The 24243-nt window shown below is 42.5% G+C and carries 27 protein-coding genes; 8 read left to right on the forward strand and 19 right to left on the reverse strand.

Annotation, left to right across the window (positions count from 1 at the left end):
* Positions 1-38 precede the first annotated feature (38 nt).
* The 10 genes from CKW02_RS18430 to pta all read right to left on the reverse strand — a co-directional run bounded on the left by CKW02_RS18430 (position 39) and on the right by pta (position 8466).
* A complete protein-coding gene (locus CKW02_RS18430; RefSeq protein ID WP_003215094.1) occupies positions 39-482 on the reverse strand; it encodes an SMI1/KNR4 family protein in 444 nt (147 codons plus the stop codon).
* The gene (locus CKW02_RS18435) at positions 482-2269 is read right to left on the reverse strand and encodes a T7SS effector LXG polymorphic toxin (protein ID WP_003214934.1); all 1788 of its coding nucleotides are present in this window, start codon (positions 2267-2269) and stop codon (positions 482-484) included. Before CKW02_RS18435 ends, CKW02_RS18430 begins: the two co-directional genes overlap by 1 nt.
* Positions 2270-2280: 11 nt before the next feature.
* On the reverse strand, positions 2281-2559 hold the full coding sequence (locus CKW02_RS18440; RefSeq protein WP_003215416.1) for a YwqI/YxiC family protein: 279 nt from the start codon (positions 2557-2559) through the stop codon (positions 2281-2283).
* Complete coding sequence (locus CKW02_RS18445) at positions 2552-2962, reverse strand: YwqH-like family protein (RefSeq protein WP_003215158.1); 411 nt, start codon at positions 2960-2962, stop codon at positions 2552-2554. Before CKW02_RS18445 ends, CKW02_RS18440 begins: the two co-directional genes overlap by 8 nt.
* A 175-nt stretch (positions 2963-3137) precedes the next feature.
* Complete coding sequence (locus CKW02_RS18450; protein ID WP_003215032.1) at positions 3138-3404, reverse strand: hypothetical protein; 267 nt, start codon at positions 3402-3404, stop codon at positions 3138-3140.
* A gap of 13 nt (positions 3405-3417) precedes the next feature.
* Positions 3418-4752 carry a TRAP transporter large permease subunit gene (locus tag CKW02_RS18455; RefSeq protein WP_003214816.1) on the reverse strand — a complete coding sequence of 445 codons (1335 nt, stop codon included), beginning with the start codon at positions 4750-4752 and terminating at the stop codon, positions 3418-3420.
* A gap of 45 nt (positions 4753-4797) precedes the next feature.
* Complete coding sequence (locus CKW02_RS18460) at positions 4798-5673, reverse strand: prephenate dehydrogenase/arogenate dehydrogenase family protein (RefSeq protein ID WP_003215347.1); 876 nt, start codon at positions 5671-5673, stop codon at positions 4798-4800.
* 11 nt (positions 5674-5684) lie between these two features.
* Entirely contained in the window at positions 5685-6356 is a 672-nt protein-coding gene (locus CKW02_RS18465; RefSeq protein ID WP_080550323.1) for an RraA family protein, read from the reverse strand.
* 153 nt (positions 6357-6509) lie between these two features.
* A complete protein-coding gene (locus tag CKW02_RS18470; RefSeq protein WP_003214860.1) occupies positions 6510-7361 on the reverse strand; it encodes a MurR/RpiR family transcriptional regulator in 852 nt (283 codons plus the stop codon).
* A 133-nt stretch (positions 7362-7494) separates the two neighbouring features.
* Positions 7495-8466, reverse strand: coding sequence for a phosphate acetyltransferase (gene pta / locus CKW02_RS18475; protein ID WP_003215086.1), 972 nt, complete (start codon positions 8464-8466; stop codon positions 7495-7497).
* A 240-nt stretch (positions 8467-8706) separates the two neighbouring features.
* Here pta and hemQ point away from each other — a divergent pair, with 240 nt between their 5' ends.
* Entirely contained in the window at positions 8707-9477 is a 771-nt protein-coding gene (gene hemQ / locus CKW02_RS18480) for a hydrogen peroxide-dependent heme synthase (protein WP_003215092.1), read from the forward strand.
* Between the two features lie 67 nt (positions 9478-9544).
* On the forward strand, positions 9545-10705 hold the full coding sequence (locus CKW02_RS18485; protein ID WP_003214871.1) for an MFS transporter: 1161 nt from the start codon (positions 9545-9547) through the stop codon (positions 10703-10705).
* A gap of 13 nt (positions 10706-10718) precedes the next feature.
* On the opposite strand, the gene CKW02_RS18490 is transcribed toward CKW02_RS18485, so the two are convergent.
* On the reverse strand, positions 10719-11198 hold the full coding sequence (locus CKW02_RS18490) for an Lrp/AsnC family transcriptional regulator (protein ID WP_003214594.1): 480 nt from the start codon (positions 11196-11198) through the stop codon (positions 10719-10721).
* Between the two features lie 145 nt (positions 11199-11343).
* On the opposite strand from CKW02_RS18490, the gene CKW02_RS18495 reads away from it, so the two are divergent.
* From CKW02_RS18495 to CKW02_RS18520, 6 genes are all read left to right on the forward strand, one after another.
* Positions 11344-12576, forward strand: coding sequence for an MFS transporter (locus CKW02_RS18495; protein WP_003215228.1), 1233 nt, complete (start codon positions 11344-11346; stop codon positions 12574-12576).
* A 149-nt stretch (positions 12577-12725) separates the two neighbouring features.
* Positions 12726-13328 carry a hypothetical protein gene (locus tag CKW02_RS18500; RefSeq protein ID WP_003215386.1) on the forward strand — a complete coding sequence of 201 codons (603 nt, stop codon included), beginning with the start codon at positions 12726-12728 and terminating at the stop codon, positions 13326-13328.
* Between the two features lies 1 nt (position 13329).
* A complete protein-coding gene (locus CKW02_RS18505) occupies positions 13330-14037 on the forward strand; it encodes a 3-((4R)-4-hydroxycyclohexa-1,5-dien-1-yl)-2-oxopropanoate isomerase (RefSeq protein WP_003214795.1) in 708 nt (235 codons plus the stop codon).
* On the forward strand, positions 14034-14795 hold the full coding sequence (locus CKW02_RS18510) for an SDR family NAD(P)-dependent oxidoreductase (protein WP_003215234.1): 762 nt from the start codon (positions 14034-14036) through the stop codon (positions 14793-14795). The genes CKW02_RS18505 and CKW02_RS18510 overlap by 4 nt, the downstream gene beginning before the upstream one ends.
* A gap of 15 nt (positions 14796-14810) precedes the next feature.
* Entirely contained in the window at positions 14811-16232 is a 1422-nt protein-coding gene (locus CKW02_RS18515; RefSeq protein WP_003214966.1) for an alanine--anticapsin ligase, read from the forward strand.
* A gap of 18 nt (positions 16233-16250) precedes the next feature.
* Positions 16251-17444, forward strand: coding sequence for an aminotransferase class I/II-fold pyridoxal phosphate-dependent enzyme (locus CKW02_RS18520; RefSeq protein WP_003214858.1), 1194 nt, complete (start codon positions 16251-16253; stop codon positions 17442-17444).
* A 14-nt stretch (positions 17445-17458) separates the two neighbouring features.
* Here the strand turns inward: CKW02_RS18520 and CKW02_RS18525 are convergent, their stop codons facing one another.
* From CKW02_RS18525 to CKW02_RS18560, 8 genes are all read right to left on the reverse strand, one after another.
* On the reverse strand, positions 17459-18250 hold the full coding sequence (locus tag CKW02_RS18525) for an SDR family oxidoreductase (protein WP_269457876.1): 792 nt from the start codon (positions 18248-18250) through the stop codon (positions 17459-17461).
* 102 nt (positions 18251-18352) lie between these two features.
* Positions 18353-18808 (reverse strand): dTDP-4-dehydrorhamnose 3,5-epimerase family protein, encoded by a 456-nt coding sequence (locus CKW02_RS18530; protein ID WP_003215275.1) that lies wholly within the window; start codon positions 18806-18808, stop codon positions 18353-18355.
* Positions 18801-19655, reverse strand: a complete 855-nt coding sequence (gene rfbD / locus CKW02_RS18535; RefSeq protein WP_003214612.1) for a dTDP-4-dehydrorhamnose reductase — start codon at positions 19653-19655, stop codon at positions 18801-18803. Before rfbD ends, CKW02_RS18530 begins: the two co-directional genes overlap by 8 nt.
* Before the next feature lie 3 nt (positions 19656-19658).
* Entirely contained in the window at positions 19659-20624 is a 966-nt protein-coding gene (gene rfbB, locus CKW02_RS18540; RefSeq protein WP_003214650.1) for a dTDP-glucose 4,6-dehydratase, read from the reverse strand.
* Positions 20621-21361 (reverse strand): sugar phosphate nucleotidyltransferase, encoded by a 741-nt coding sequence (locus tag CKW02_RS18545; RefSeq protein WP_003214929.1) that lies wholly within the window; start codon positions 21359-21361, stop codon positions 20621-20623. Before CKW02_RS18545 ends, rfbB begins: the two co-directional genes overlap by 4 nt.
* 2 nt (positions 21362-21363) lie before the next feature.
* Positions 21364-22392 carry a PseG/SpsG family protein gene (locus CKW02_RS18550; RefSeq protein WP_003215183.1) on the reverse strand — a complete coding sequence of 343 codons (1029 nt, stop codon included), beginning with the start codon at positions 22390-22392 and terminating at the stop codon, positions 21364-21366.
* Positions 22389-23129 (reverse strand): cytidylyltransferase domain-containing protein, encoded by a 741-nt coding sequence (locus CKW02_RS18555; RefSeq protein WP_003215406.1) that lies wholly within the window; start codon positions 23127-23129, stop codon positions 22389-22391. Before CKW02_RS18555 ends, CKW02_RS18550 begins: the two co-directional genes overlap by 4 nt.
* On the reverse strand, positions 23119-24243 hold the full coding sequence (locus CKW02_RS18560; protein WP_003215000.1) for an N-acetylneuraminate synthase family protein: 1125 nt from the start codon (positions 24241-24243) through the stop codon (positions 23119-23121). Before CKW02_RS18560 ends, CKW02_RS18555 begins: the two co-directional genes overlap by 11 nt.

Here is a 24243-nt window from a genome sequence, read left to right on the forward strand (position 1 = left end):
ATTAATTGATCAATGGCAAAGTAAATCTTGAAAGGCTTTTAATAGTCTATTAGTAAATCTAGATAATATTTATCATCCTCTTGGATATTGGTTAAAAACTCCTCTAAAGAATTAGCGATTTGGATATCATAATAGTATATTGCGCTTCTATCCTTTTCATTCAATTCAATTGACATTAAAGCTGTCTCATTTGCTTCAAAAAATATTAATTTGTTATTCTCAAATTCATCATAGATTTCAATGTCTGGATAGAATTCAAAATCATTAGCCCTTAATCGAAAGTCTCTTACAGAATAAGGGTCCATAATACGATTAATGTTAAACTCAGACCCATTAATAAAACCGTAACCTACCTCTATATAAAAATTAATTAACTCCTTGGGAAACTTTAAATCAAGTTCCTTTTCAACATCTATTATTTCTTTTTCAGTTACTAAAAAAAAACTATTTTCTTCGTTTTTCTTAATAAACTCATATCTCATTATTTTTTAACTCCTTTAAATAATGTATTTGCTGGTGAACCTGCACCATGTATACCAGCTTGATGCTCATTTGGAAATTTTGCAGGATGCATATTCCACCATTCATGCTCCCCTCCAAAAGTATTTTCAATTATATGGTGAGCATCATACTTATCTCCTTTTTTTCTAATTACTTTACCGGTTTTTTCCGAAATAATATTTTCATTATACACTGGCCACTTTTGTCCAGTATTTCTTTCCCAATCTTTGATTACTTTATTTTTCAAACTGTCAAATTTCGCCCGATGCTTAGCCGTTTCTATGGGTGACATTTTGTTATACTCTTTATTTCTTAATGCTGCTTTCAAATTATCTATTTGGTTTTTAGGTAGCTCTCTTCCTGTTCGTCCTTCTATATCCCTAACATATTTTCTTATTGTGTTAGAATCTATCTTGCTCCCTGTACTAATAGTAACCCTTTTCACCGCATTCTTCCCTTGATCCATCTTAAAAACATATTTCCCTACCTTCACTATTTTAGCGATTGGGATAATTGAAGCTACGGACAGAACTTGGTCTGTTCTGCTGATGTTTTGGCTGGTTTCTGGGTCTTTGCCAGTAACGGCTCGATATCCGTCGTAGATGCCGCTGTATTCTAGGATGATGTTTTCGGCTGTTGAGACGACTTCACCGTCTAATATGCGTTTCGCGTTTCCTCGGCTGCGGCTTTCTGGGATTTTGTCTACTTCTTCTATTCTTACTTCACCGTTCGCGATATACGTTCGGATGATTTGTTTATTGGCGTAAACGGTGTATCGGCCGCCAATAAAATCAATATCGGATGAATCGGTGACGACTTCATCTGCGATATCGAATTCTTTTAATTTTTTAATGCCTTTGACGTTGTATAGTTTACCATTTATGACCCTGATGTCTCTATGAATCTTGTTTTTCCCGTTCACGGCTTCCCTTTGCAATGTCGTAAGGGATGGGTCGTTGACTGTGACTTGTTTGTTGATGTGTTTATGTGTGTCATCCAGAACAACCGTCTCCACATTCGTCCGTTCTTTCTCTCTCAGCTTCTTCAGCATGATCATCATCGGGTTGTCTTTCGGGTTGTCTATTTTGTCATTCAATCCACTGATGGTGCTGCTTATTTTTTCTTCTTTTTCATTTTTGAAAATAGACCCTTTTTGATAGCTCGTGATGTCGATTTTTGGGCCGGTGAACATGGTGCTTAACGTGTTGATGTATTGCTTCATTGTTTGAAGGGAGCTTTTTGTTTCTTGTAAAGCGCTTGTTTGCTCTCTGTCAAATGCATGAAGCAGACCAACGGTTCTTGAGGTCTCGAGCCATGCTTTTTGATAGTTCTGCTGAAAAGCTGATTCGTCTACATTTGGTAATTTAACAATATGACCAACTCTGCCAATAGCTTGGTTCACCTCTGATACGATTTCAGAAATCATTCGTTCAGCTTTTTTTAAACCTTGATCAAGTTCGTGTTCAATAAATGCTTGTGATATAAAGCCATGCCCGTTTGATTCAAGTGCATGAAGCGCCTGTTTTGTGCTTTTCAGCGCAGTGCTGTATTCTTCAATGACGACCTGAAAGAATTGCAGGAAGGGAATATGACATTCTGTATAAAAGGAGCGGATGGCTTGTCCCGCCTCTCCCTTTAGTGCGCCATCAAGTGAAATGATGTGATGGATTTGTTTTTCTATGGAGCTGATTTGTTGTGATTGCTGCTTTAATGTATTCAGCGTTTGGTCAATTCCGTTTATTAGCGCAAAGGCGTCAAGGGTTTTCATTGCGTTCTCCTTTATTTTCTTTTATTGCTGGAGGCAAGCGCCTTGTCCGTTTCGATCATGGTGTTCACCGCTTGTTCTGTTTGTACAAGCTGTTTCTGAAGAATGCCTATGTAGGATGTACTTAATTCGTTCAACTGTTGATTGATTCTTTCTAATGTATCTGCTGCTAGGAGCTGGTTTCTCCCTTTGATGGTTGTTGGAAGTTTTGTATTCATTTGAGCGCCTGATTGTTTGGTATGTTGTAAAACTTGTCTGATTTCACTGGCATCTATTTTGATTTCTCTACTCATGTGACTTCCCTCTTTTTTCTTCCAATTGTTTCTGCTTTTCTTTCTCTATTTTTCTTTCAACGGAATGGATCTCATGTTCTAACGAATGGATTTCCGATTTTAGGTCACTGATTTTCTCATCAATTCGATTCACTAGATTGGTCAGCTGTACACCTTTAATCTCTTGACTGGCGGATGCCATCTCGTCTCGAATGTCATCAAACGTATCTGCAAGATGGCCAAACCATGTATGTGATGTCAGATCTGGATGAGTGATTTTTTTACCAGCATCTGCCAGAGTCGATTTTGCTTCTTTTATTTCTTTTCGACACATGCTCAGTTCTATGATTTGTTCTTTTTTTATGGATATGTCTGCCTTTAACGAATACAAGGCTGTTGTATAACCGATGATAGCTCCAGACATCGTCAAACACCTCTATTCCTTAAATAGTCCTCCGTTATGTTACCATTTCCTAGCACAAGAGGCATATGATTGAAAACGAATTCAACGAAAAATGAATCGTACGTATTGGGTTTCTATGCCTATTTCACACGCACAAAAAAAGCTGAATTCACCAACTGAATCCAGCTTTTGACGCTTATTTGATCGAATCACCAGCTGATGCTGATGGTTGATCGCTAAATGACGTGTCTTTCTTTTCAGAAATATAATGAAGAGAGAAACCAACAAGACTAAAAAAAGCGCTTAACACTAGTGTGGGATTTTTGAATAGGTTCGTACTTGCTATGATCAAATCTCCATTCTGCAAGAGAATCCCTAGTATTTGACCGAATACCAACAGGGTACCTGACGTTAAGAAAAGGACAAGCAGCACTTTAAATAAAAATTCCATCAATGCTCTCATGTGTTTCTCCTTTCTATACTGGAAGTATGCCCATTCCGATGAGCCAGCCAATTCCTACAATCGGCAGCATATAGTAAAGAATGAGCGGTATAAATGTTTTCTCCGGCCGGGCTCCTGCAAGACCAGAAGCGATGAAAATTGACCCAGATGCCGGCGGGGAAGCGCCTTCTGTTGATGAAAAAGCAAGAATGGCGACAACAGCGACAACAGGGTCTACTCCGACTGAGATTAAAGCTGAAAATGAGACAAGCCCAACAGCTGTTAATGTGGCAGTTGAAGATAATGGTCCAGCCACCAGCGTGACAAGAACACCAACAATGAGCACCATGAGCCACTTCGGAATGGCAAGTACTGACGTGATTTGCGTCAAATCTTCTGCGAGTCCTAATTCAGCAAGCACCTGACTAGCAGCAACAGCAAACAGCATCAAGGCACCGATCGTTGTAAACTTAGGAATGGCCGACTTGAAAAACTGAGACCAATCTAACGCAGACGCTTTTTTTCTTCCAATTGTTAAGCTAATCAGCATCATGAGAATCGGAATCCACGTAATTAAAGAAATTTGATCCATTGCCTCTGGTCCAATGTTTGGATTACTTTTTAAGTAGTTTGCCAGCGGACCAATTGTGATGATGATAGGGATCAAGGCACCGAAAAAAATAAAAATCGATTTCCATCCCTGTTTCACAGCTTCTCTAAAGGGAACAATATCATCTGGCGGCATCGCTTGGATTTTATTCTTTTTCACCAGAATATACACCAAAATAAACCGGTATACGACTTGATACAGTCCTCCTATTAAAAGAGCAATATATAAATCACCTTCAGAGACAAGGGCTGCAACTGGTGCAAAGCCCAGCATGATAAACATGGAAGAGTTTGGCGGCAGCGCGGCTCCAAGTCCGCCATTCCCGGCTAGAATCGTGGCCGTATGGGTTCGGCTCCATCCTGATTTAATCATCCAAGAAGCCGTAATAGAGCCAGTGGCAGCTGTGTTTGCAGAATTTGAACCTGAAAGAGCACCTAAGACTGCTGAACCTAACGTACTCATATAAGCCGCTCCCCCAGGAAGCTTGCCGACAACCGAATTCAGGATGCGCAAGAGTGCGTGAATTAATTCCAGCTTTTCGATTAAATAGGCCATGAACACAAACGCAACGGCTGCATAAAGCACCTCATATGTGGATGCAAATTTTAAACCATCCCAGAACAGTCTAAGCGCATCCATTCCGCCAAACAAAGTGGTTGCAATAAAGCCTAACAGCATGGCTTCTCCCATATTTCGTTTCACGACGACATTCCATATAATGATGACGGCTATGAATACAATCAATGCAATAAAACCCATGTCGTTTCTTCGCCTCCCCTTATTTTAATAAAGCGCTTACAAACATCACCCTTGCTGCATCACGTCAATGACTTCTTCCCAGCTGGCTGGTTTTTCCCCATTAAACCGTTCAACGAATTGAAAATCTGCTAATCTCTCTAGCTTCTGTTGTGCTGCCCGGGACATGCTCGCATCAATATGAGCTGAATCCAGCATTTCAATAGAGCCAAGTAGTTCGACCGCTCGTCTTTTTGCATGTAATGCACTTCCTGTCACAAGACGATTCATCGTCTCTTCAAAACTTTTGCTGTCCAGCGTTTCGCTTAGTGAAGAAATCACTTGATCTTCGACATTATATTTTTTGGAAATTTCCAAAAATTCAATGAGTAAACCGACAATCCCTTTCATATAAATGCTTCTTATTAGCTTTAAGGCTGAGGCATCTCCTGGCTGATCACTGATTTTTGTAATATTCATACCGTATTCTTTCGTTAATTCAATGAATCGATCTGTTCCACTTCCGCTAGCAGTGATTGGAACCTTGTGTTTGTTAACCGGAAGAGATCCTAGCATGGCGGCATCTACAAATAGAGCTTCTTGCTTTTTAATTTCGTCTGCCACTTGTTTTTTAATATCTGGAGTTGATGCCGACACATCCACATATACTTGATTTTTTTTCAAACTTCCTAATACGGATTGAGCCACTTCTAGGGTTTTATTCGCTGGCACAGCCGCAATGACAATGTCAGATTTTCCAATGACTTCACTCACATTACTTGTTAATTCGACGCCTGTGCGGGCTGCTTTTTCTTTCATTGGTCCAGCAAGTTTCTCATTCTGTAATAGTACATCATACGCATAAAAATGATCTAATCCTTCTGTTTTCAATCCCGTTGACAGCTCATATGCAGCTTCTCCATAACCGATAAAGCCTATCTTCATCACAGATTCCCCTATCTCTGGAATTTTTTCATTCTGCCCTCTAGCCATGCAGGCGCTAAGAGACTGATATCCTGCTTTCCTTCGCTCATATAATGTTGAATGGTTTTTAATCTTTGATGTTCATATGCTTGTTTCTCTTCAGCCAACGACAGCATCTCTTCTGCTTTCTCCTTCGGAACAATCACCACTCCATCATCATCTGCAACGACTAAGTCACCTGGTGATACTTTGACCCCTCCACACGAGATGATTCCATTCAATTCACCAGGCCCATCCTTAAAAGGTCCATTCGGCGTGAATCCCTTACTATAGATTGGAAAAGCTAATTCCTCTAAAGCGACTTTATCGCGGACAAGACCGTCGATCACGATTCCTTCTATTCCAACAGCTTTTGCTGAACTAGCCATCAATTCTCCTAAATATGCGTGACCCCTATGATCTTTCCCATCTACGATGAGTACATCGCCTACTTGTGCAGAATAAATCGCTTGGTGAAGAAACAGATTATCTCCTGGCCGTAAGCTCACGGTAAAAGCTGTGCCGACTACATTCATGCCTCTCGCAACTGGTTTGATTTGATGATCCATCGCGCCGGTGCATCCCATCACGTCTGACAGCAAGGTCGAGTTAAGCTTTCTTGCCCTAGCTATAAGATCATTTGACACGAATTGAACAGTACTCATTGTTTCCATCATCCCCTTTGAGTTATATTCATTACATTTAATTTTATATAAAGTAATATATATTACTTTTGTGATAAGATCATACCATCTCATTTTTATTTAGTAAAGCGCTTTCAGAAAATTTTAAAATAAAAAAAATGAGTCACCACACGACTAATGTGTTGTGTGATAACTCATTTTCGTTAACATATGATTGATTTGATCTAAACGTGGTTTTGTTCTTTCAGGATCATTCATCGCTAATGCACTTAAGATGAAATCGACGATAAAGATAGCAGATACGACAGAGTTATGAGAGCCTACACTTGCTGAGGAACACGGTAATACATATTGTGCATATTTGGTTAGTGGAGAGCTGTAACTGTCTGTAATTAAAAGGACTTCCACTCCATAAGACTTCGCTGCTTCCATCAAATCCTTCATACGCTTTGCATAGCGCGGATAGCTGACAGCTATAATGAAATCATCCGAGTTGAAATGAACCAAATCATCCATCCAGTCACTTTGATCTGCATCAATATACTGGCAATTCCCCAATAGCCGATTGATTCCTAATGACATGTACTCGCCAACAGGTCTTCCACTTCGGACACTTGTACACAAAACGTGGCGCGCGTTGGCTATTTTCCCAACAATTTGTTGAAAGGTTTCTTCCGTGATATTGTCCAATGCGTACTGGATATTTTGAAATTGCAGTTCTACATGGTTATGCAGGAGCTTACTCTTATTTGAATGCTTGAGATTCGCCTCAAGTCTTGTTTGAGGGTCAGCTTTATGCTTCATCGCTGATTGAAGCTCTTTTTGAAACTCAGAAAAACCAGAATACCCCACAGCAGCAGAGAAGCGCATGATGGTTGCTGTACTCGTCCCGACTTTTGACGCTAATTTATCGACAGTTAAAAAAGCGACCTCCATTGGATGTTGTACGATATAATCTGCAATTCTCCTCTGTGCATCAGTTAAAAAAGCGACCTTATGCTGAAGCTTATGTATCAAATCCTCCATTTTAGCACCTGCCCATCCTATCGGCTTTATCTACGATCAGATTGTTTTCTTTCTATATTGTACACATTTGTCCAAAATAAAAAAACAGCCAGCACGAATCTATCGCGCTGACTGTTTTAGCCGAGATGCTATTTTATAGTGCTTGAGCTGCTGTGATAAGTGCAAGGTTGTAAACGTCTTCGGCATTACAACCTCTTGAAAGGTCGTTTACTGGCTGATTTAAGCCTTGTAAGATTGGACCTACAGCTTCAAAGTTACCTAAGCGCTGTGCAATTTTGTAGCCGATGTTTCCAGCTTCTAGGCTAGGGAAAACAAATACGCTAGCATCGCCTTTAATGACGGAATCTGGTGCTTTTTTCGCTGCTACTGAAGGAACGAAAGCTGCATCGAATTGGAATTCCCCATCAAGTACAAGCTCAGGTGCCTTTTCTTTTGCAATACGAACTGCTTCAGATACTTTTTCTGTTTCGTCTGATTTTGCTGAGCCTTTTGTAGAGAAGCTAAGCATTGCCACACGTGGTTCGATGTCGAACATTTTGGCTGTGTTTGCACTTTCGATTGCAATTTCAGCTAGATCTTGGCTGTCTGGTGCAATGTTGATTGCACAATCAGCAAACACATATTGCTCTTCGCCGCGAGCCATGATGAAGACGCCAGATGTTTTCTTTACGCCTTCTTTTGTTTTAATGATTTGAAGTGCTGGGCGTACTGTGTCAGCAGTTGAGTGTGCTGCACCGCTCACAAGTCCGTCTGCAAGACCTTTGTACACAAGCATCGTACCGAAGTAGTTTTCATCTAGTAATGCTTTTCTTGCTTGCTCTTCAGTTGCTTTGCCTTTACGTCTTTCTACGAAAGCTTGTACAAGCTCTTCAAAACCTTCATATGTATGAGGATCATACACGTCAACACCATCAAGTGTAAGACCTAATTCTTTTGCTTTTGCTTCAACTTCTTGTGTTTTACCTACAACAATTGGCTGCAAGACTTTGCCATCTGCTAGTTTTTGAACGGCTGTTAGAATGCGTTCGTCCATTCCCTCAGGAAAAACGATCTTTACTCCTTTACCTGCAACCTTTTCCTGAACTGTTGAAAAAATATCTGCCACTTATATACCCTCCTTGATTTTACAAAAAAAGCGTTCTCTTTCAAGCATACTCTTCTTCTACATAAATTCAAACTACCAACTTACATTATAGCGCTTACAAATTAAATTCATATTTTTCAAACTAATTTAATCAATTTCCATAAAAGCTGACTTCGTCGTTCAAGTTTTGATCACATCTCCATTTGGACAAACTATGTTATAGTTGGAACAGATGGAAAACTGTAAATAGGAGTGAAATAAATGAGCGAACAACATACAACCAATGAAGCAGCTCAAACACTAGACGGCTGGTATGCACTGCATGATTTTAGAACCTTTGACTGGACAGCTTGGAAGCTGCTGACAAGTGATGAGCGGCAAGCGATTCTTCATGAGTTCACAGGTCTATTAGAAAAATGGAAAACAGCTGAGCACGATAAGGCTGGAAGCCAAACAATCTATAGTATTGTCGGCCAAAAAGCAGATATTATGCTCATGATTTTGCGTCCAACCATGGAAGAACTGGGTGAAATTGAACTTGAATTCAACAAGACACGACTAGCAGAGTTTACGATCCCAGCTTATTCGTACGTTTCAGTTGTTGAACTTAGCAACTACTTAGCAGGAGGCGGAGATGGCGGAGATCCTTACGAAAACCCGCATGTACGTGCACGTCTATACCCAGAGCTCCCTTCTTCTCAATACGTGTGCTTCTATCCAATGGATAAAAGACGTTCCGGCAATGACAACTGGTACATGCTCTCTATGGATGAGCGTAAATCACTCATGAGAAGCCACGGTTTAATCGGCCGCAGCTATGCTGGTAAAGTAAAGCAGATCATTACAGGCTCCGTCGGTTTTGATGATTATGAGTGGGGCGTCACTCTTTTCTCTGACGATGTGCTTCAATTCAAAAAATTGGTTTATGAAATGCGCTTTGATGAAGTCAGTGCACGCTACGGCGAATTTGGTTCCTTCTTTGTCGGAAACCGATTAGCAAACGAGCAGCTGGCATCTTATTTTCATGTATGATAAACTCTTAAGGCTTCGGATCTTTCCGAAGCCTTTTTATGTATTTTTTTAGAAGGGTGATCACATCATGAAAAACTTCCCCATCGCTATTTTTGCTTTAACGCTCGGTGCGTTTTCAATTGGCATGACTGAATTTGTCATTATGGGACTTTTGCCAAACGTCGCAAACGACCTTCATGTATCTATCTCTGCTTCAGGGCAGCTGATTACTGGATATGCACTTGGTGTGGCAGTTGGCGGACCTATTTTAACTTTATCGACTGGGAAAATGTCGAGGAAACGTCTTCTCATTTTATTAATGATCCTGTTCGTGGCGGGAAATGCTGTTGCTGCTGTATCAACCTCTTATGGTCTATTAATGGCCGCACGTATTTTGACATCATTTGCTCACGGGACCTTCTTTGGCGTCGGGGCAATCATGGTTGCACGGCTTGTGCCTAAGGAGAAAAGTGCAAGTGCGATCAGCTTCATGTTTACAGGACTGACGGTCGCCAATGTGCTGGGTGTGCCGTTCGGTACATTCATCGGAAATCAATTCGGCTGGCGTATGTCGTTTCTCGTCATTGCCGTTATTGGGCTCATTTCCTTAATCGGTATCATCAGCTTAGTACCCAATCAATCGAAGGAAGAAGTACTTGATATTCGAAATGAAGTGTCTGTATTGAAAAAACCACAAGTGCTCGTCTCTTTTGCAATGACGATCTTTGGTTTTGCAGGTGTGTTTACAGCCTTTACGTATATCAGCCCAATCCTGCTCCAAGTGACTGGTTTTCAGGAAAATGGAGTGACGCTTATCCTTGTTCTCTTCGGACTTGGGGTCACTATTGGAAATTTAGTTGGTGGAAAGCTTGCCGACTGGAAGCTGATGCCGAGTATTATCGTGTCCCTGATCCTGCTAATGGCTGTCCTGTTATTGTTTACAATCACTTCCGAATTCAAAGTGCCTGCTGTGATGACCATTTTTGTGTGGGGAATCATTTCATTTATTCTTGTTCCTACCTTGCAATACCGCACGATGAACATGGCACATGAAGCACCGACACTCGCATCAACGCTTAGTCATTCTGCCTTTAATATCGGGAATGCCGGCGGTGCAGCGCTTGGCGGTCTTGCCATCGAAATCACACATTTACAGCTTGTTCCGTTATTTGCTGCAGCTGTAACCTTCATTGGACTTATCATTACGATCATGAGCTATCAGTCAGATAAACGAACAAAAAGGGCCTGAGTCAGGTCCTTTTTTACTTCACCACGGTCATTTCTGGCTCTTCTATTGGTTTCACACGTTCCTGAATGGGATGAGAAAAAGAGTGCCCTGATAAGACGATATGAGATACTGTTTTTGTAAACCCAGACACTGCCTGAATAAAGGCTTCAATTTCTTCAAGGGAAACGACTGACAGCTTAATGAAAAAGCATGACTGCCCTGCCACTCGATAAGCAAAAAAAGCGCGTGGATGCTGATTCATAAAAGCCACAAAACGTTGATACTCCCCGTTTAGCACTGTGACTTCCAGCAGGCAGTCAATCATAAGCCCTAATTTTTTATAGTTAACCTGAACCGAATACCCTTCGATAATCCCTGCATCTTCTAATTTACGCACTCTTTCTGCTACCGCAGGTGCGGATAAATTGACCCGCTTGGACAATTCCCTCATAGATAAGCGGGCATCTTCTTTCAATTCATTTAAAATATGCACATCAACATCGGTGATTTTCATTCGTACCTCTCCTATCCAAAAATCGTTCCATTTGAAAAGTATTTTATGATAATACTTATGATGCGAAATGTAAAATAAAACTAAATAATGGTAGAATTTATTTTAACGGAATTGGATGAAAAAGCAAGTTTGGAGGGATCACCTGATGAAAGAATCTTTAGACAGCCAGGCTTCTAAAACATTTCCCATCACACTTGCCATTGCGCTCACACTTGGCGTCTTTGCGGCGGGATCGGAAGAACTGGTGATTTCACCACTGCTGCCTGATTTATCAAACTCTTTTCAGCACTCTCTTGATATTCTCGCCCTTTCCATCAGCATTTATGGGTTAGCTGTGCTGGTTGGAGCCCCGCTGCTTGTTCCTTTAGGGGACCGGTATTCAAGGGAGCTATGCCTGATTATCGGGCTTTCTTTCTTTTTGATTGGCACCATAATGTGTGCGGCTGCCCCGAATCTGGCCGTATTTTTTGCAGGCCGTGCTATTTCTGGGCTGGCGACCGGTGTATTTGTGCCAACAGCCTATGCGCTTGTGGGTGACCGGGTTCCTTATGAATATCGAGGCAAAGTGATGGGGCTCATTGTGTCGAGCTGGTCTCTTTCTCTTGTCCTTGGTGTACCAATTGGTGCCTTCATCGGGCAGAGTTTAAACTGGCGATGGACCTTTTGGATTTTCGCCATCATGAGTCTCATTGTCCTGCTGCTCGTCATCCTTGAATCTCGTAAACAAACCGCCACAGCGAATACAGGAACACCTCAAGCTAGGGAGAAAGCTGGCTCTTTATGGGGAGCTTTGAAAATTGATCGTGTCCCCGCCTATTTGACCGTGACATTTTGTAATATGCTTGGATTTTATGGCATGTACTCGTTTTTAGGAGCGTATCTGCAAAGTTTGTTTTCTGGAGGGCAATCGACGGCAGGACTTCTGATCATGGCTTACGGCGTTGGTTTTTCCATGAGTGTATTTACAGGGAAATTAGCAGACTGGTTTGGCAAAACTCGTTCTCTTTTCTTTGTGCTGGGCGGCATTACGCTCGTTCTCGCCTTACTTCCTTATGCTCCTTTCTCATGGACATTGCTGATTTTTGCCCTATTTATTTGGGGTGCCATGCAAAGTTTATCTGTCACGCTTTTGAGCACTGTTCTAAGTGACTGCTCCCAAACCCACCGAGGCAAAGTGATGGCTTTTTACAGCCTTGCGTCCAATCTTGCCGTTATGCTTGGTTCCGCTCTTATGGGACCTGTCTATGTCCATTTCGGCTATCATACGGTAGGGCTTGTATGTGCTCTCGTTACGCTTGTTGGTTTTCTTATTAGCTTCGTCAGCTATAAACGTGAACGAACCTTACAGCAGAAACATAAAAACACATTTGAAACGTAAGTTCAATTCACTGCACATCTAGGTATGTGCAGTTTTTTAGATCAATTTTTAATATCATCATAAAATACATTTTTTATAAATTTTGTTGACAATTGCCAATTTTATTTTTTATAATCTAGTAAAAATTTGAAAAAGATTGGATGGTAAACATGATCTTAAAGAATGATGTTTTTCATTTCAAAGAAGAGCCCATCGTTTCACCTAAGATGTTTACAGTCAATACACTAGGCCCTAAGGGGACAAGCAGTGAATACGCAGCAAAACACTTCATCTCTCATTCCACCACTACTCTCGGCACTCATACGAAACTATCCCTTTATGACACATTCGAAACTTGCATTGAACATACTCTCTCTCACGCACTCCAATACACTCTCGTTCCACACGCATACGAAGGAATCAAACACTTCTACATGAGACCTGACCTGCAGCTCTTACAAATTTTCAGATGTGACACACCCATGTATGGCTTGGCTGTCAGACCAGATTTTCCATTTCAAGAACAAATGCTCCACCATTTAAAAATTGTCTCTCACCCTGCACCTGTCAATTTGATTCAATATTTCATTCACCAAAATGCTGAATTTGAGCTAGTCAATTCGACAAGTACTGCCGCACAAAAAGTAAGAGACGGCGAATTTGATTTCGCTTTAACCAATGAGGTAGCCAGAGCCACATATGGCCTCACCTTCGTTCGAACGTTTAAAAGTATTCCTATGAGCTGGTCCATATTCGGAAAAGGAGAGATATAATATGCAAACTGAACAAAAAACGCAAGAACGATATTTTCCACAAGCCAAAAAAATAGAATGGGAGAATGGTGTCACACAATATTCCACGGTCAGAGGTGATACGGAAGTGCTCATCTCATACATCCCTCCTCACACGATCATTAAACCTCACGAGCATCCCGAAGCACAAATCGGCATCGTATTAAAAGGCGAGCTTCAAATGACAGTCGGCCCATCGACCCAATTGCTTACCCCTTTAGAATCAGCGTATATCGCACCACCTTTTGTCCCTCACGGCGCTTCTAACCTGACAGATGAAGAAGTGATTGCTATTGATATTAAGAGATTAAAAGATGGCGAGGAATACACGGCGCCTCCTGCTTATTTCTTAGACATTTTCAAAACACGAGATTTACTTCCTGGCATGGAAGTGACCTTTTTTGTTGAGGATTGGATGGAGCTCATGATAGCCAACATTCCTGGAAATGGCGGAGAAATGCCTTTTCACAAACACCGCAATGAACAAATCGGCATTTGCATTAGCGGAGGTTATGATATGACGATTGAAGGCTTTACAGAGAAAATGGAATTTGGTACTACCTACTTTTGTGACCCTAGGGAAGACCACGGGGCGATAAATCCAAAGCTGGAAGCATCAAAGTCTATTAATCTCTTCTTCCCTCCCCGCTATAATCGGTTGAAGCCAAAAGCGTCCAAGGTGAAGAAATGAACCTTGCCGGAAAAGTCGTCCTGATTACAGGAGGTGCATCGGGAATTGGGCTTGCCGCAGTCAAGCTTTTCCTTGAGCACGGAGCAAAAGTCGCAGTGGCTGACATCAATGAAAAAAGCGGCAAACAGCTCGTCGAATCATTGGCGCACGAGCATGTTGCGTTTTTCAAAACAGATATTACGAATGAGTCTGACTGTCAAAAAACCGTTCAGTCTGTGCTGACCCAGTTTGGGACAATCGATGTGCTGATTAACAATGCAGGCATTGAAATTGTCTCTCCCGTTCACGAGATGACGCTGGAGGATTGGAATCACATTGTACAGGTCAACCTGACGGGTGTATTTCTCATGAGTAAGCATGCTTTGCCGCATATGCTTGAAAAGAAAAGCGGAAGTATTATCAATACTGGATCTGTCGGGGGTCTTGTCGGCTGGCCTGACATCCCTGCCTATAACGCAACAAAGGGCGGTGTCATCCAGCTCACCAAATCGATGGCGGTCGACTATGCCGCCCATCAAATCAGAGTGAACTGTATCGCCCCAGGCATTATTGATACACCATTAAATGAAAAATCCTTTTCAGACAATCATTCAGAAAGCCTTGAGGTTGTTAAAAAGGAAAAAGCAAAGGTGAACCCATTACTTCGTCTCGGAAAACCCGAAGAAATTGCGGGCGTCATGCTGTTTCTCGCCTCTGATCTATCCAGCTATATGACTGGAAGTGTTGTCACAGCAGATGGCGGTTACACCGCTAGATAAAAAGGAGTGCTTTCATTGAGTAAAAAAACCGTACTTGTCATTGCTGATCTGGGAGGATGCCCGCCCCATATGTTTTATGAAAGCGTGGCTGTATCGTATCATATCGTTTCTTATATCCCGAGACCTTTTGCTATTACAAAGGGACACGCTGAGCTAATCGAAAAATACTCTATTGCGGTCATCAAAGATCGAGATTATTTTGACAAAAACCCTTCTTTTGAACACCCAGATTCGATTTACTGGGCACATGATGATTATCTAAAATCCGAGGAAGAGGTGGTGGACGACCTAGTTCGCGTCGCTTCCTTTTTCAAAGCGGATGCGATCACCACCAATAATGAATTATTCATTGCACCAATGGCAAAAGCCGCTGAGCGACTTGGGCTGCGCGGCGCTGGGGTAAAGGCGGCTGAATTAGCGCGTGATAAAAGCCAAATGAGGGCTGCATTCAACGCGGCTGGGGTCAAAGCAGTAAAAACTCAGCCTGTCACGACTTTAGCTGATTTTCAGCAAGCCATTGAACATATCGGTACACCGCTTATTTTAAAGCCTACATATTTAGCAAGCTCCATTGGCGTGACCCTTTTTCATGACCGATCCGGCAGTGATGATCTCTTTTTAAACGTACAATCCTATTTGCAAACCATTCCCGTTCCAAACGCTGTGACGTATGAAGCACCGTTTGTCGCTGAAACGTACTTAGAGGGGGCTTACGAGGATTGGTATCAAGACGACGGCTATTCTGATTATGTCAGTGTAGAAGGATTAGTTGTTGAGGGTGAATATATCCCTTTTGTCATTCATGATAAGACCCCTCAAATCGGCTTTACAGAAACGGCTCATATCACTCCGTCGATCCTAGACAATGAAGCCCAGCAAATCATCATTGAGGCAGCGAGGAAAGCAAATGAAGGATTAGGTCTTGAAAACTGTGCCACTCATACAGAAATCAAGCTTATGAAACATCGAGAAACCGGACTGATCGAATCAGCAGCTAGATTTGCTGGCTGGAATATGATTCCGAATATCAAAAAGGTCTTTGGGGTGGATATGGCTAAGTTGCTGATTGATGTATTAGTCGATGGAAAAAAAGCTAATTTGCCAAAAGAACTACTTTCTGGACATACGCATTATGTAGCAGACTGTCATTTATACCCTCAGCATTTCAAAGAGAACGGACACATTCCGCCTGAGGCCACACACATCACCATTGATCATGTGCATATTCCGCAGGACACTTTAGTTGGAGATACTGTCATCATCAGCGAATCTGTCCCACCTAAAGGAACATTTGTAGATCTATCTTTATTTGAAGCATTTAATGGCATCGTGTCTCTTGAATTAAAAGGGTCGTCTTCTCAGGAGGTTGCCGCCTCCATCCGTAACATTCAAAAGCAGGCAGCCATTCAGTTAATGGATGAATTAGTGAAGGGATAAGAAAGAGAGGATGTCGTGGTGAAGATCTTACCATCTAACATGATTGAACGGCTGCCAGAACAAAAATTTGGAACCGTATTTGAGAAAATTGCGCATAAAACACAACACGGAGCGAACATTGTGAACCTTGGTCAGGGAAATCCTGATCTTCCTACTCCGGCGCACATTGTGAATGCCCTTCAAGAGGCAGCAGGCTCTTTGCAATTTCAGCAATATGCACCTTTTAGAGGCTTTGACTTTTTCAAGCAAGCCATTGCAGATTTCTACAGAAAGGAATTCGGCATTGAGGTTGACCCGAAGAAGGAAATTGCCCTTTTCAATGGAGGAAAAACAGGGCTTTATGTGATGAGTCAGTGCCTGCTTGATCCAGGGAATATTGCCCTCGTCCCCGATCCGGGATACCCAGAATATCATTCAGGTATCTTGATGGCGGACGCAAAGCCACATTGCATCCAGCTTGAAAAGAAAAATGGCTATTTGCCGAATTTCTCTTCAATTGATCCAGACGTGTTAAAAAAGGCAAAGGTGCTTTTCTTAAATTATCCGAATAACCCAACTGGTGCTGTGGCGAATGAAGCTTTTTTTGAAGAGGCTGCAGAATTTGCGTCCGCTCACGATCTGCATGTGATTCATGATTTTGCTTATGGTTCCTTTCATTATGAGCAAAAACCAGTGAGCTTTCTAAAGGCTCCTCTTGGGAAAAACGTAGGAGTGGAATTATATTCTTTATCCAAAACATTCAATATGGCAGGATGGAGAGTCGCTTTTGCTGTAGGCAATGAGGACATCATTCATGCCATTAACGCCTTCCAGGATCATGTGTTTGTCAGTATGTATGGTGGATTTCAACATGCCGCCACCGTCGCTTTACAAAGTGATGACTGTCATATTCAATCATTGAAAGAAGTCTACATTGAACGAATGGCTTTCTTCATCAGTCAAGCCGAGAAGCAGCTTGGCTGGACCATTGAACGTCCAGCCGGCGCCTTTTATTTGTGGGCACCGATTCCTGATGATTTCGAGGATTCTCATGCATTTGCCGACTATTTACTCGAGCATGCAGATGTCGTCGTGACGCCTGGGGGTGTGTTTGGAACACATGGAAGACATCATGTCCGCATCTCAATGGTGGCGCCAATTGAACAGCTTGCCCTTTTTATCGATCGGCTGCATATACTGCCAATTCGTTTTCATCAAAAAACCCGCATATAGCGGGTTTTTCATATTTATATACTTTTCATCGAACCACCATCGACAGATATTTGCTGTCCGGTGACATAGGAGGCTTCCTCTGATGCGATAAATGCCGCCAATGAAGCCATTTCACTCGCTGAACCTACTCTTTGCATCGGGATTCCTGACGCAACAGCCTGTACAGCTTCTTCCCGTGATAATGACTGCTCACGCATCATGTTTTCGATAAACTGTTCATATCGATCTGTAGCAATAAATCCTGGGTTTAAACAATTCACTGTGATCCCTGAGGGCGCAAGCTGTGTGGCTGCATTTTTACTAGCATTGATAATCGCTGCATTCATCATACTGTTCGTAAACATTTGATCACCAGGTTCCTTCCAAAGGTTCCCGACAATTTGAATGATCCGGCCATATTCATGTCTTTTCATCATCGCTGCCGCACGTTTCATCATATCAATGTACGCTAGGGCTTTCTGAGAAAATGCTGCCAGCATCTGCTCGCTTTCACAAGAATCAAAAGTATCTGGCTTCCCTCCTGGAATGTTATTAATCAACACATCCAGTCTGCCATACTCTTTATCTATTGCCGCAAAGGCCTCAGCTCGCACTCCTTCATGCGACATATCACCACAGAAAAGAGACACCGGCTCCTTTGTTTCTGCCATACGCTCAATATGCTGCCGCGCATCTTCTAGTAAGGATTGATTTCTAGAATTGATGATGACCTTTACATGGTCCTGGGCGGCAAGCTTTATGGCGATTGCCTTCCCAATCCCTGTACTTGCCCCTGTTACAAATGCAATTCTTTTAGACAAACTCATCCACATCCCTTTTCTGCTTAACTTAGAAAAATACATAAAATGACACTTACAGAATGTATTTCAACAAAAAAAGACCTTTCTCCTGCGAAAGGCCTTTGTTCTTTATTTAAATGTCGTTTCCCAATCAAATCCGATTGTCTCGTCATTCCAAGCGATTCTCTTTTCATCTGGGTTTTTCGGGTCATAGGATTCTGTCGTGAAATAGACAATTTGCAGCGGCGTCTCGCCTAGTACCCGGTAGCCATGTGCGACACCCTTTGGGATGAGGAGGAGCATTGGATTGTCTTCCCCCATATAATACACATCGGTTTGACCCTTTGTAGGAGAGTCCTCACGCAAATCGTATAAAACGACCTGAGCATGACCTGCTGGGAAAAACCAAACGTCATCTTGCTTTTCATGATAATGAAAGGCTTTGATCACACCTGGAAAGCTTTTCGACCACGATGCCTGCCCAAAACGTTGCAGCATCGGCTCATCATCTCGAATGAGCTCTGCAAAAAAGCCGCGATCATCACAATGTTTCATGAGTTTTTTCGTTTGTACACCATCAATCATGCTGATGCCATCTCCCTTCTTTCTGCAAAAATTCGTGAAGCGCATCCTTCCAATGTCTCGGCTTCCAGCCTGTGGCTTCAATCGCTTGAAGGTCTAACACAGAATAGGCTGGACGAGGTGTTTGGAAGCCGTACTCTTCTGTGGAAATTGGCTCAATGGTCGTAGACAGGCCGCTTTTTGTCACAATTTCTGACGCAAAGTCAAACCAGGAACAGCTTTCTCGGTTACTGACATGATAAATTCCTGCCTGTTGATCAAATAAATGAATGATGGCCTCTGCGACATCTTTTGTATAAGTAGGTGAGCCTATTTGGTCATTCACGATGCGCAAATGATCCTTTGTTTCTGCGAGCCGTAGGATGGTATTCACAAAATTATGTCCCTCATGTCCGTATAGCCACGATGTACGGATAATTTTCACTTCGTCTGATACAAGATGAAGCAATTCCTCACCAAGCTTTTTACTTTTTCCATAAATGGTGTGAGGATCTGGCTGTGCATCGACTTGGTAAGGCGTGTCTGCTTGCCCGTCAAACACATAATCTGTACTGACATGTAGCACATCAGCCCCTATGTTCTTAGCCTCCAGCGCTGTATAGTAGGCGCCAATGCCATTAACAAGATACGCCTTTTCCGTTTCTGTTTCACACTGATCTACAGAGGTATATGCTGCTGCACTGACAACAATATTAGGGCGAAAGTGTCTCATCGCGTGTCTGACTGCTTGCTGGTCTGCGATATTGAGCATGCTCCTCGTTAAGGCAATGACGGTGATGTCTTTCTCCTTGAGCTGTCTGCTCAATTCTTTCCCTAGTTGCCCGCCTGCACCGGTGATTAAAACTTTCATCCGTCACCCTTCTTCGCTCTGATCATATTTGGCATGATACCAATTGATCGTTTTTTCAATACCTGCTTCAAATGATGTCTCCTGCGTCCAGCCAAGCTCCCGTTTTAGCTTACTGGCGTCAATCGCATACCGTCTGTCATGTCCTTTACGGTCTTCAACAAACGCAATACGGTCATGACTGATCCCGAGCTGCGTCAGAATGGTTTTGGTCAAATCGAGATTCGTTTTCTCGTTGCCGCCGCCAATATTGTACACTTGCCCAGCTGTTCCGTTTTCAAGGACCTGCTTTACAGCTCTCGCATGATCCTCTACATACAGCCAATCGCGAATCTGCTGGCCGTCCCCATAAATCGGGATCTTTTCTCCATTGATTGCTTTTCTAATAATCGTCGGTATTAATTTCTCTTCATGCTGATGCGGTCCATAGTTGTTGCTACATCTTGTGATCATTGCAGGTAATTGGTGAGTGTGGATATAAGATTTTACAAGCAGGTCTGAGCTTGCCTTGCTTGCTGAATAAGGATTATTCGGTGAAAGTGGTGTTTGTTCTGTGAAAGCAGGATCATTCAGTTCCAAATCTCCATATACTTCGTCTGTTGAAATATGAATAAGTTTTTTCGCCTTTCCTTTTAAGACCGCTTCAAGCATACGGTACGTTCCGAGGACATTTGTTTGAATAAAAGGCTCTGCCGATTCAATACTGCGATCAACATGGGATTCCGCTGCAAAATGAATGATGGCATCATAGACTTCATCAAACGCTTGATCTAGCTCATGTTGAAGAGCGATATCCCCTTGAATAAAACGAAAATGAGACAGCTTTAATAATTCCTCCATCTCCTCTGGATGACTGGCATATGTTAACTTGTCAAAAACAGTGAGCCGGACATCTGTTTCCTGAAGCAACAGCTTCACAAAATTCAGTCCAATAAATCCAGCTCCGCCTGTAATTAAATAAGACTTCGTCATTCGTATCCCTCTTTTTTCTTCATCGTTTCAAACATTTTCGTCGATGCTTGGTGGAGAGATTCATGTGTTCCTGCATCAATCCACCACCCTTTTAACATATCATAGGTCAGCTGGCTATTTGAGATATAGAGATTGTTTACATCTGTAATCTCTAATTCGCCTCGATCTGACGGCGAGATTTTCTCAATATATTGAAAGACTTCTTGATCATAAAAATAGATACCCGTGACGCAGTAGGATGAACGCGGATGCTCCGGCTTCTCCTCAATTGATAAAATTCGGTGGTGGGCGGCATCAATTTCTGCAATACCAAACCGCTTTGGATCTGCCACTTCTTTCAACAGAACCTTCGCTCCGCTTTCTTGCTGCTGAAAGGCTTCAACAAAAGGGGTTAGCGAATCCTCAAATACATTATCACCAAGCATTAGCACAAACTTTTCCCCTTCTACAAAGGGCTTTGCGTAGGATAAGCCGTCCGAAATTCCAGAAGCTTCAGGCTGGACCTGATACACAATGTTCATCCCTAGTTCCTGATCGCCTTCAAGTAGCTTTTGAAACAGCGGGATTTGTTCTGCTTGTGATATGACCATTACATCCAATATTCCCGCTTCTTTCAATTTGAACAATGACCAATAAATCATCGGATATGGGCCAACCGGCAATAAATGCTTATTGAAAATCTTTGTTAAAGGTGCCAGTCGTGATCCCTTTCCTCCTGCTAAAATAACTCCCTTCACATCTACACATCCTTATGTTCTTTTTGGTGATGATTCATGAGGTGTATAAGAATGTTTTTCACTCGTTCGGTTCCTTTTCCATCAATGAGTGACCGTCCATTGAGATGGATGCTCCTGCGGAGAAAGTAGCTGCCGGATAGTCTGCGAGTAGCACGCCATATATCCTTTTCATCCACAAGGCGACCTAATCCAAGATGGTGACAGGCTCCCTTTTGTGCAAAACGAGTGGCTGTTACTGCTTGGTGGTCTACTTGCGAAAGGACAATGCTGGGCACTCCGATACAAACGGCCTCATATAACGTCATCCCGCCAGCAACAATCGCTAGATCGGCTTCTGCAAGACGGGCAGGTAATTGATCCGTATGACGAATGAATTGAATATGTGCAGCCTCGATTTCTTCTTCGATGCGAGAGGCTTTTCCTGTAACCGCTAGAATGTGTAAATGGCAAGCTTCGAGAAGTGCTGATACAGCCTTTGTTAATAATTCGCTTGGATCACTGCCTCCAAGGCTGATCACCACCTTCTTACATTCTTTGCGAACCTCATATGTGTCTTTTAATTTGCTGATCTCGTGATCTAACAATAAATAAGGTGTTCCATAAAAGTAGTCCGTTCCATTTACTTGCAGGTGTTTTTCATCCAGTCCACCATAAATGCCGTTTACGACAGCATCAGCAAGCTGGCAAGCTTCTGTTCTTTCTTCTTCAAATAAGACCAGTTTTGCATTTCTGGAGGACGCTTTGATCGATCGAAGGAACTGAAGGTCACAATCAAGGACATCGATTAGCAGAAGATTAGGATTTAGCTCTTTTATGTCCTGCTCCATTTGAAGGAATACGTTTGATTCCTGCACCAAATGAACGTGCCATGCTGGATGCGAGAGCATTTCTACACAAATCTGTTCATTTGTATAAAAATATAAGTCGTTTCCTTCTTGAATCAGTTCCTTTGCCAGCCGTTTCATTCTAACGACATGCCCCATCCCTCTTAAAAAACCACCGTACACAACAATCATGATTTTTTTATTCATTCAGCATCCTTCTGTCTCACAAATTGATTCAACCGAACAATATTAGGGTCTTGTTCACAAATGACGATAAGCTCAGCCGTAGGCACAGTAATAGATCCACCGGCTTTCTCAAGTAAACGGGTAGCAAATACATAATCTTCTTCTGTATCAATCGTGAATCGATAAGCAGGATATGCGAGTTCTTTGGGCGGTGTGAATAATTGCAGTTGAAATCGATCAGGATGCTTTCGGATATACAGCGTGACATGCTCACGCTCCGGCTGCGTAAGGGGAAAATTGTCGATTTCACGTAAAATGGATGCGTCGATCATTTCCCCGGAAATACCGAGTGGCGTTCCAGTCGTATACGTATAATCAGCCTTCTTCCGTCTATGTTCTTCAAGCATTTTCGACAAAAGCGCCGGATCTATAAATGGATTATCTCCCGTTAAACGTACAATGGTTTGTGGTTCAAAATGTTGAGCTATCTTTGCGAATCGCTGCAATACATCCATCTCACTGCCACGAAATACCTTATAGCCCTTTGATAAACAATAATGAGCCAATAGATCATCTTCTGCTTCGACTGTTGTGGCGATCATGAGGTTCTGCGTTTTGTGATTGTAATGATCTGATTGCTTTACCCGTTCAACGATGAAATCGATCAATGCCATACCTCCGATCGGCTTCATCACCTTTTTTGGCAGTCTTGTTGAGCCCATTCTAGCCTGTATGACAAAGAGCACATCATTGATCATTTGTAGACTCCTGCATGAGCACATCTTTCCACGAAACCCCTGTATGGGCTGGAATGTCTCTGACAGCCTTGACGCCAAGTAAAATCTCCATGTACCGCGGATGCAGACCTTGGCTTTTTTTTCCTGGACGTAATACGGCTAGATTTTCTTCGGTCAATGTCTCGCCCTTTGCAATCCCTTTTGTCGTAAAAATCCCTCGATACGCAAATTCACGAATCTGCCCTTCAATGGCTGTTGTCGTTTTAAAAGAACTGCCAAGGAGCTCCTCTGACACAGAATGAGCGTCTGTTTCTGATTGATTTCGGTCCTTTTCTGCCGCTCGAATATGCTGAACCATTTCCTTTAATTCTCCGGGATTGAGCGCAAAGGAATGATCGGCGCCAGGCAGCGTCTTATCTATCGTAAAATGCTTTTCAATCATGGCTGCCCCAAGCTTCACAGCAGCAACAGGGGCTTCAGTAGGATGCTCACTATGATCGGAAAAGCCGATGACTGCCTCAGGAAAAGCGGCGGCTAAGGTTTGGAGCACACGAAGATTCGTATAAGCTCTAGGTGCTGGATACTTTGCGACGCAATGCATGATGGCGACCTGATCGTTTTGCACGCTTGTAACCGCCTCATATGCTTCATGAACATCTGCAATAGTGGCCCCGGCTGTTGAGAAAATGATGGGCTTTTGAAAAGAAGCTGTGTGACGCAAAAGAGGCAAATGATTGATTTCATAGGATGCCAGTTTGAAAGCTGGTGGATCGGTTTGATTTAATAAATCCGCAGATTCTTCGTCACACACTGTGCTTAAAAATATTAGCCCTTTTTCCTCACAGCGGGTTAATAACACCGGCAGCCATTCTGGCGGCAGCTCCATTTGTTCGACTAAGGAAAAAATGGACACCTCTTCTCCCTTGGCTGTTTCGTATAAACCCGGTTCCTTTTGATACATCCGATCAGCTTGGAACATTTGAAACTTCACTGCATCGGCACCTGCTTCTTTTGCCACATCAATTAAAGCAAGCGCCTGATCCAGCTTTCCATCATGGTTAATGCCTGCCTCTGCAATGATAAAGACAGGCGCGCCATCCCCCACTTTGCGATCTCCAATGTAGAAATGCGCCAT

The sequence above is a fragment of the Bacillus pumilus genome (genome assembly GCF_900186955.1).
In the GTDB taxonomy this organism is placed as follows: Bacteria; Bacillota; Bacilli; order Bacillales; family Bacillaceae; genus Bacillus; species Bacillus pumilus.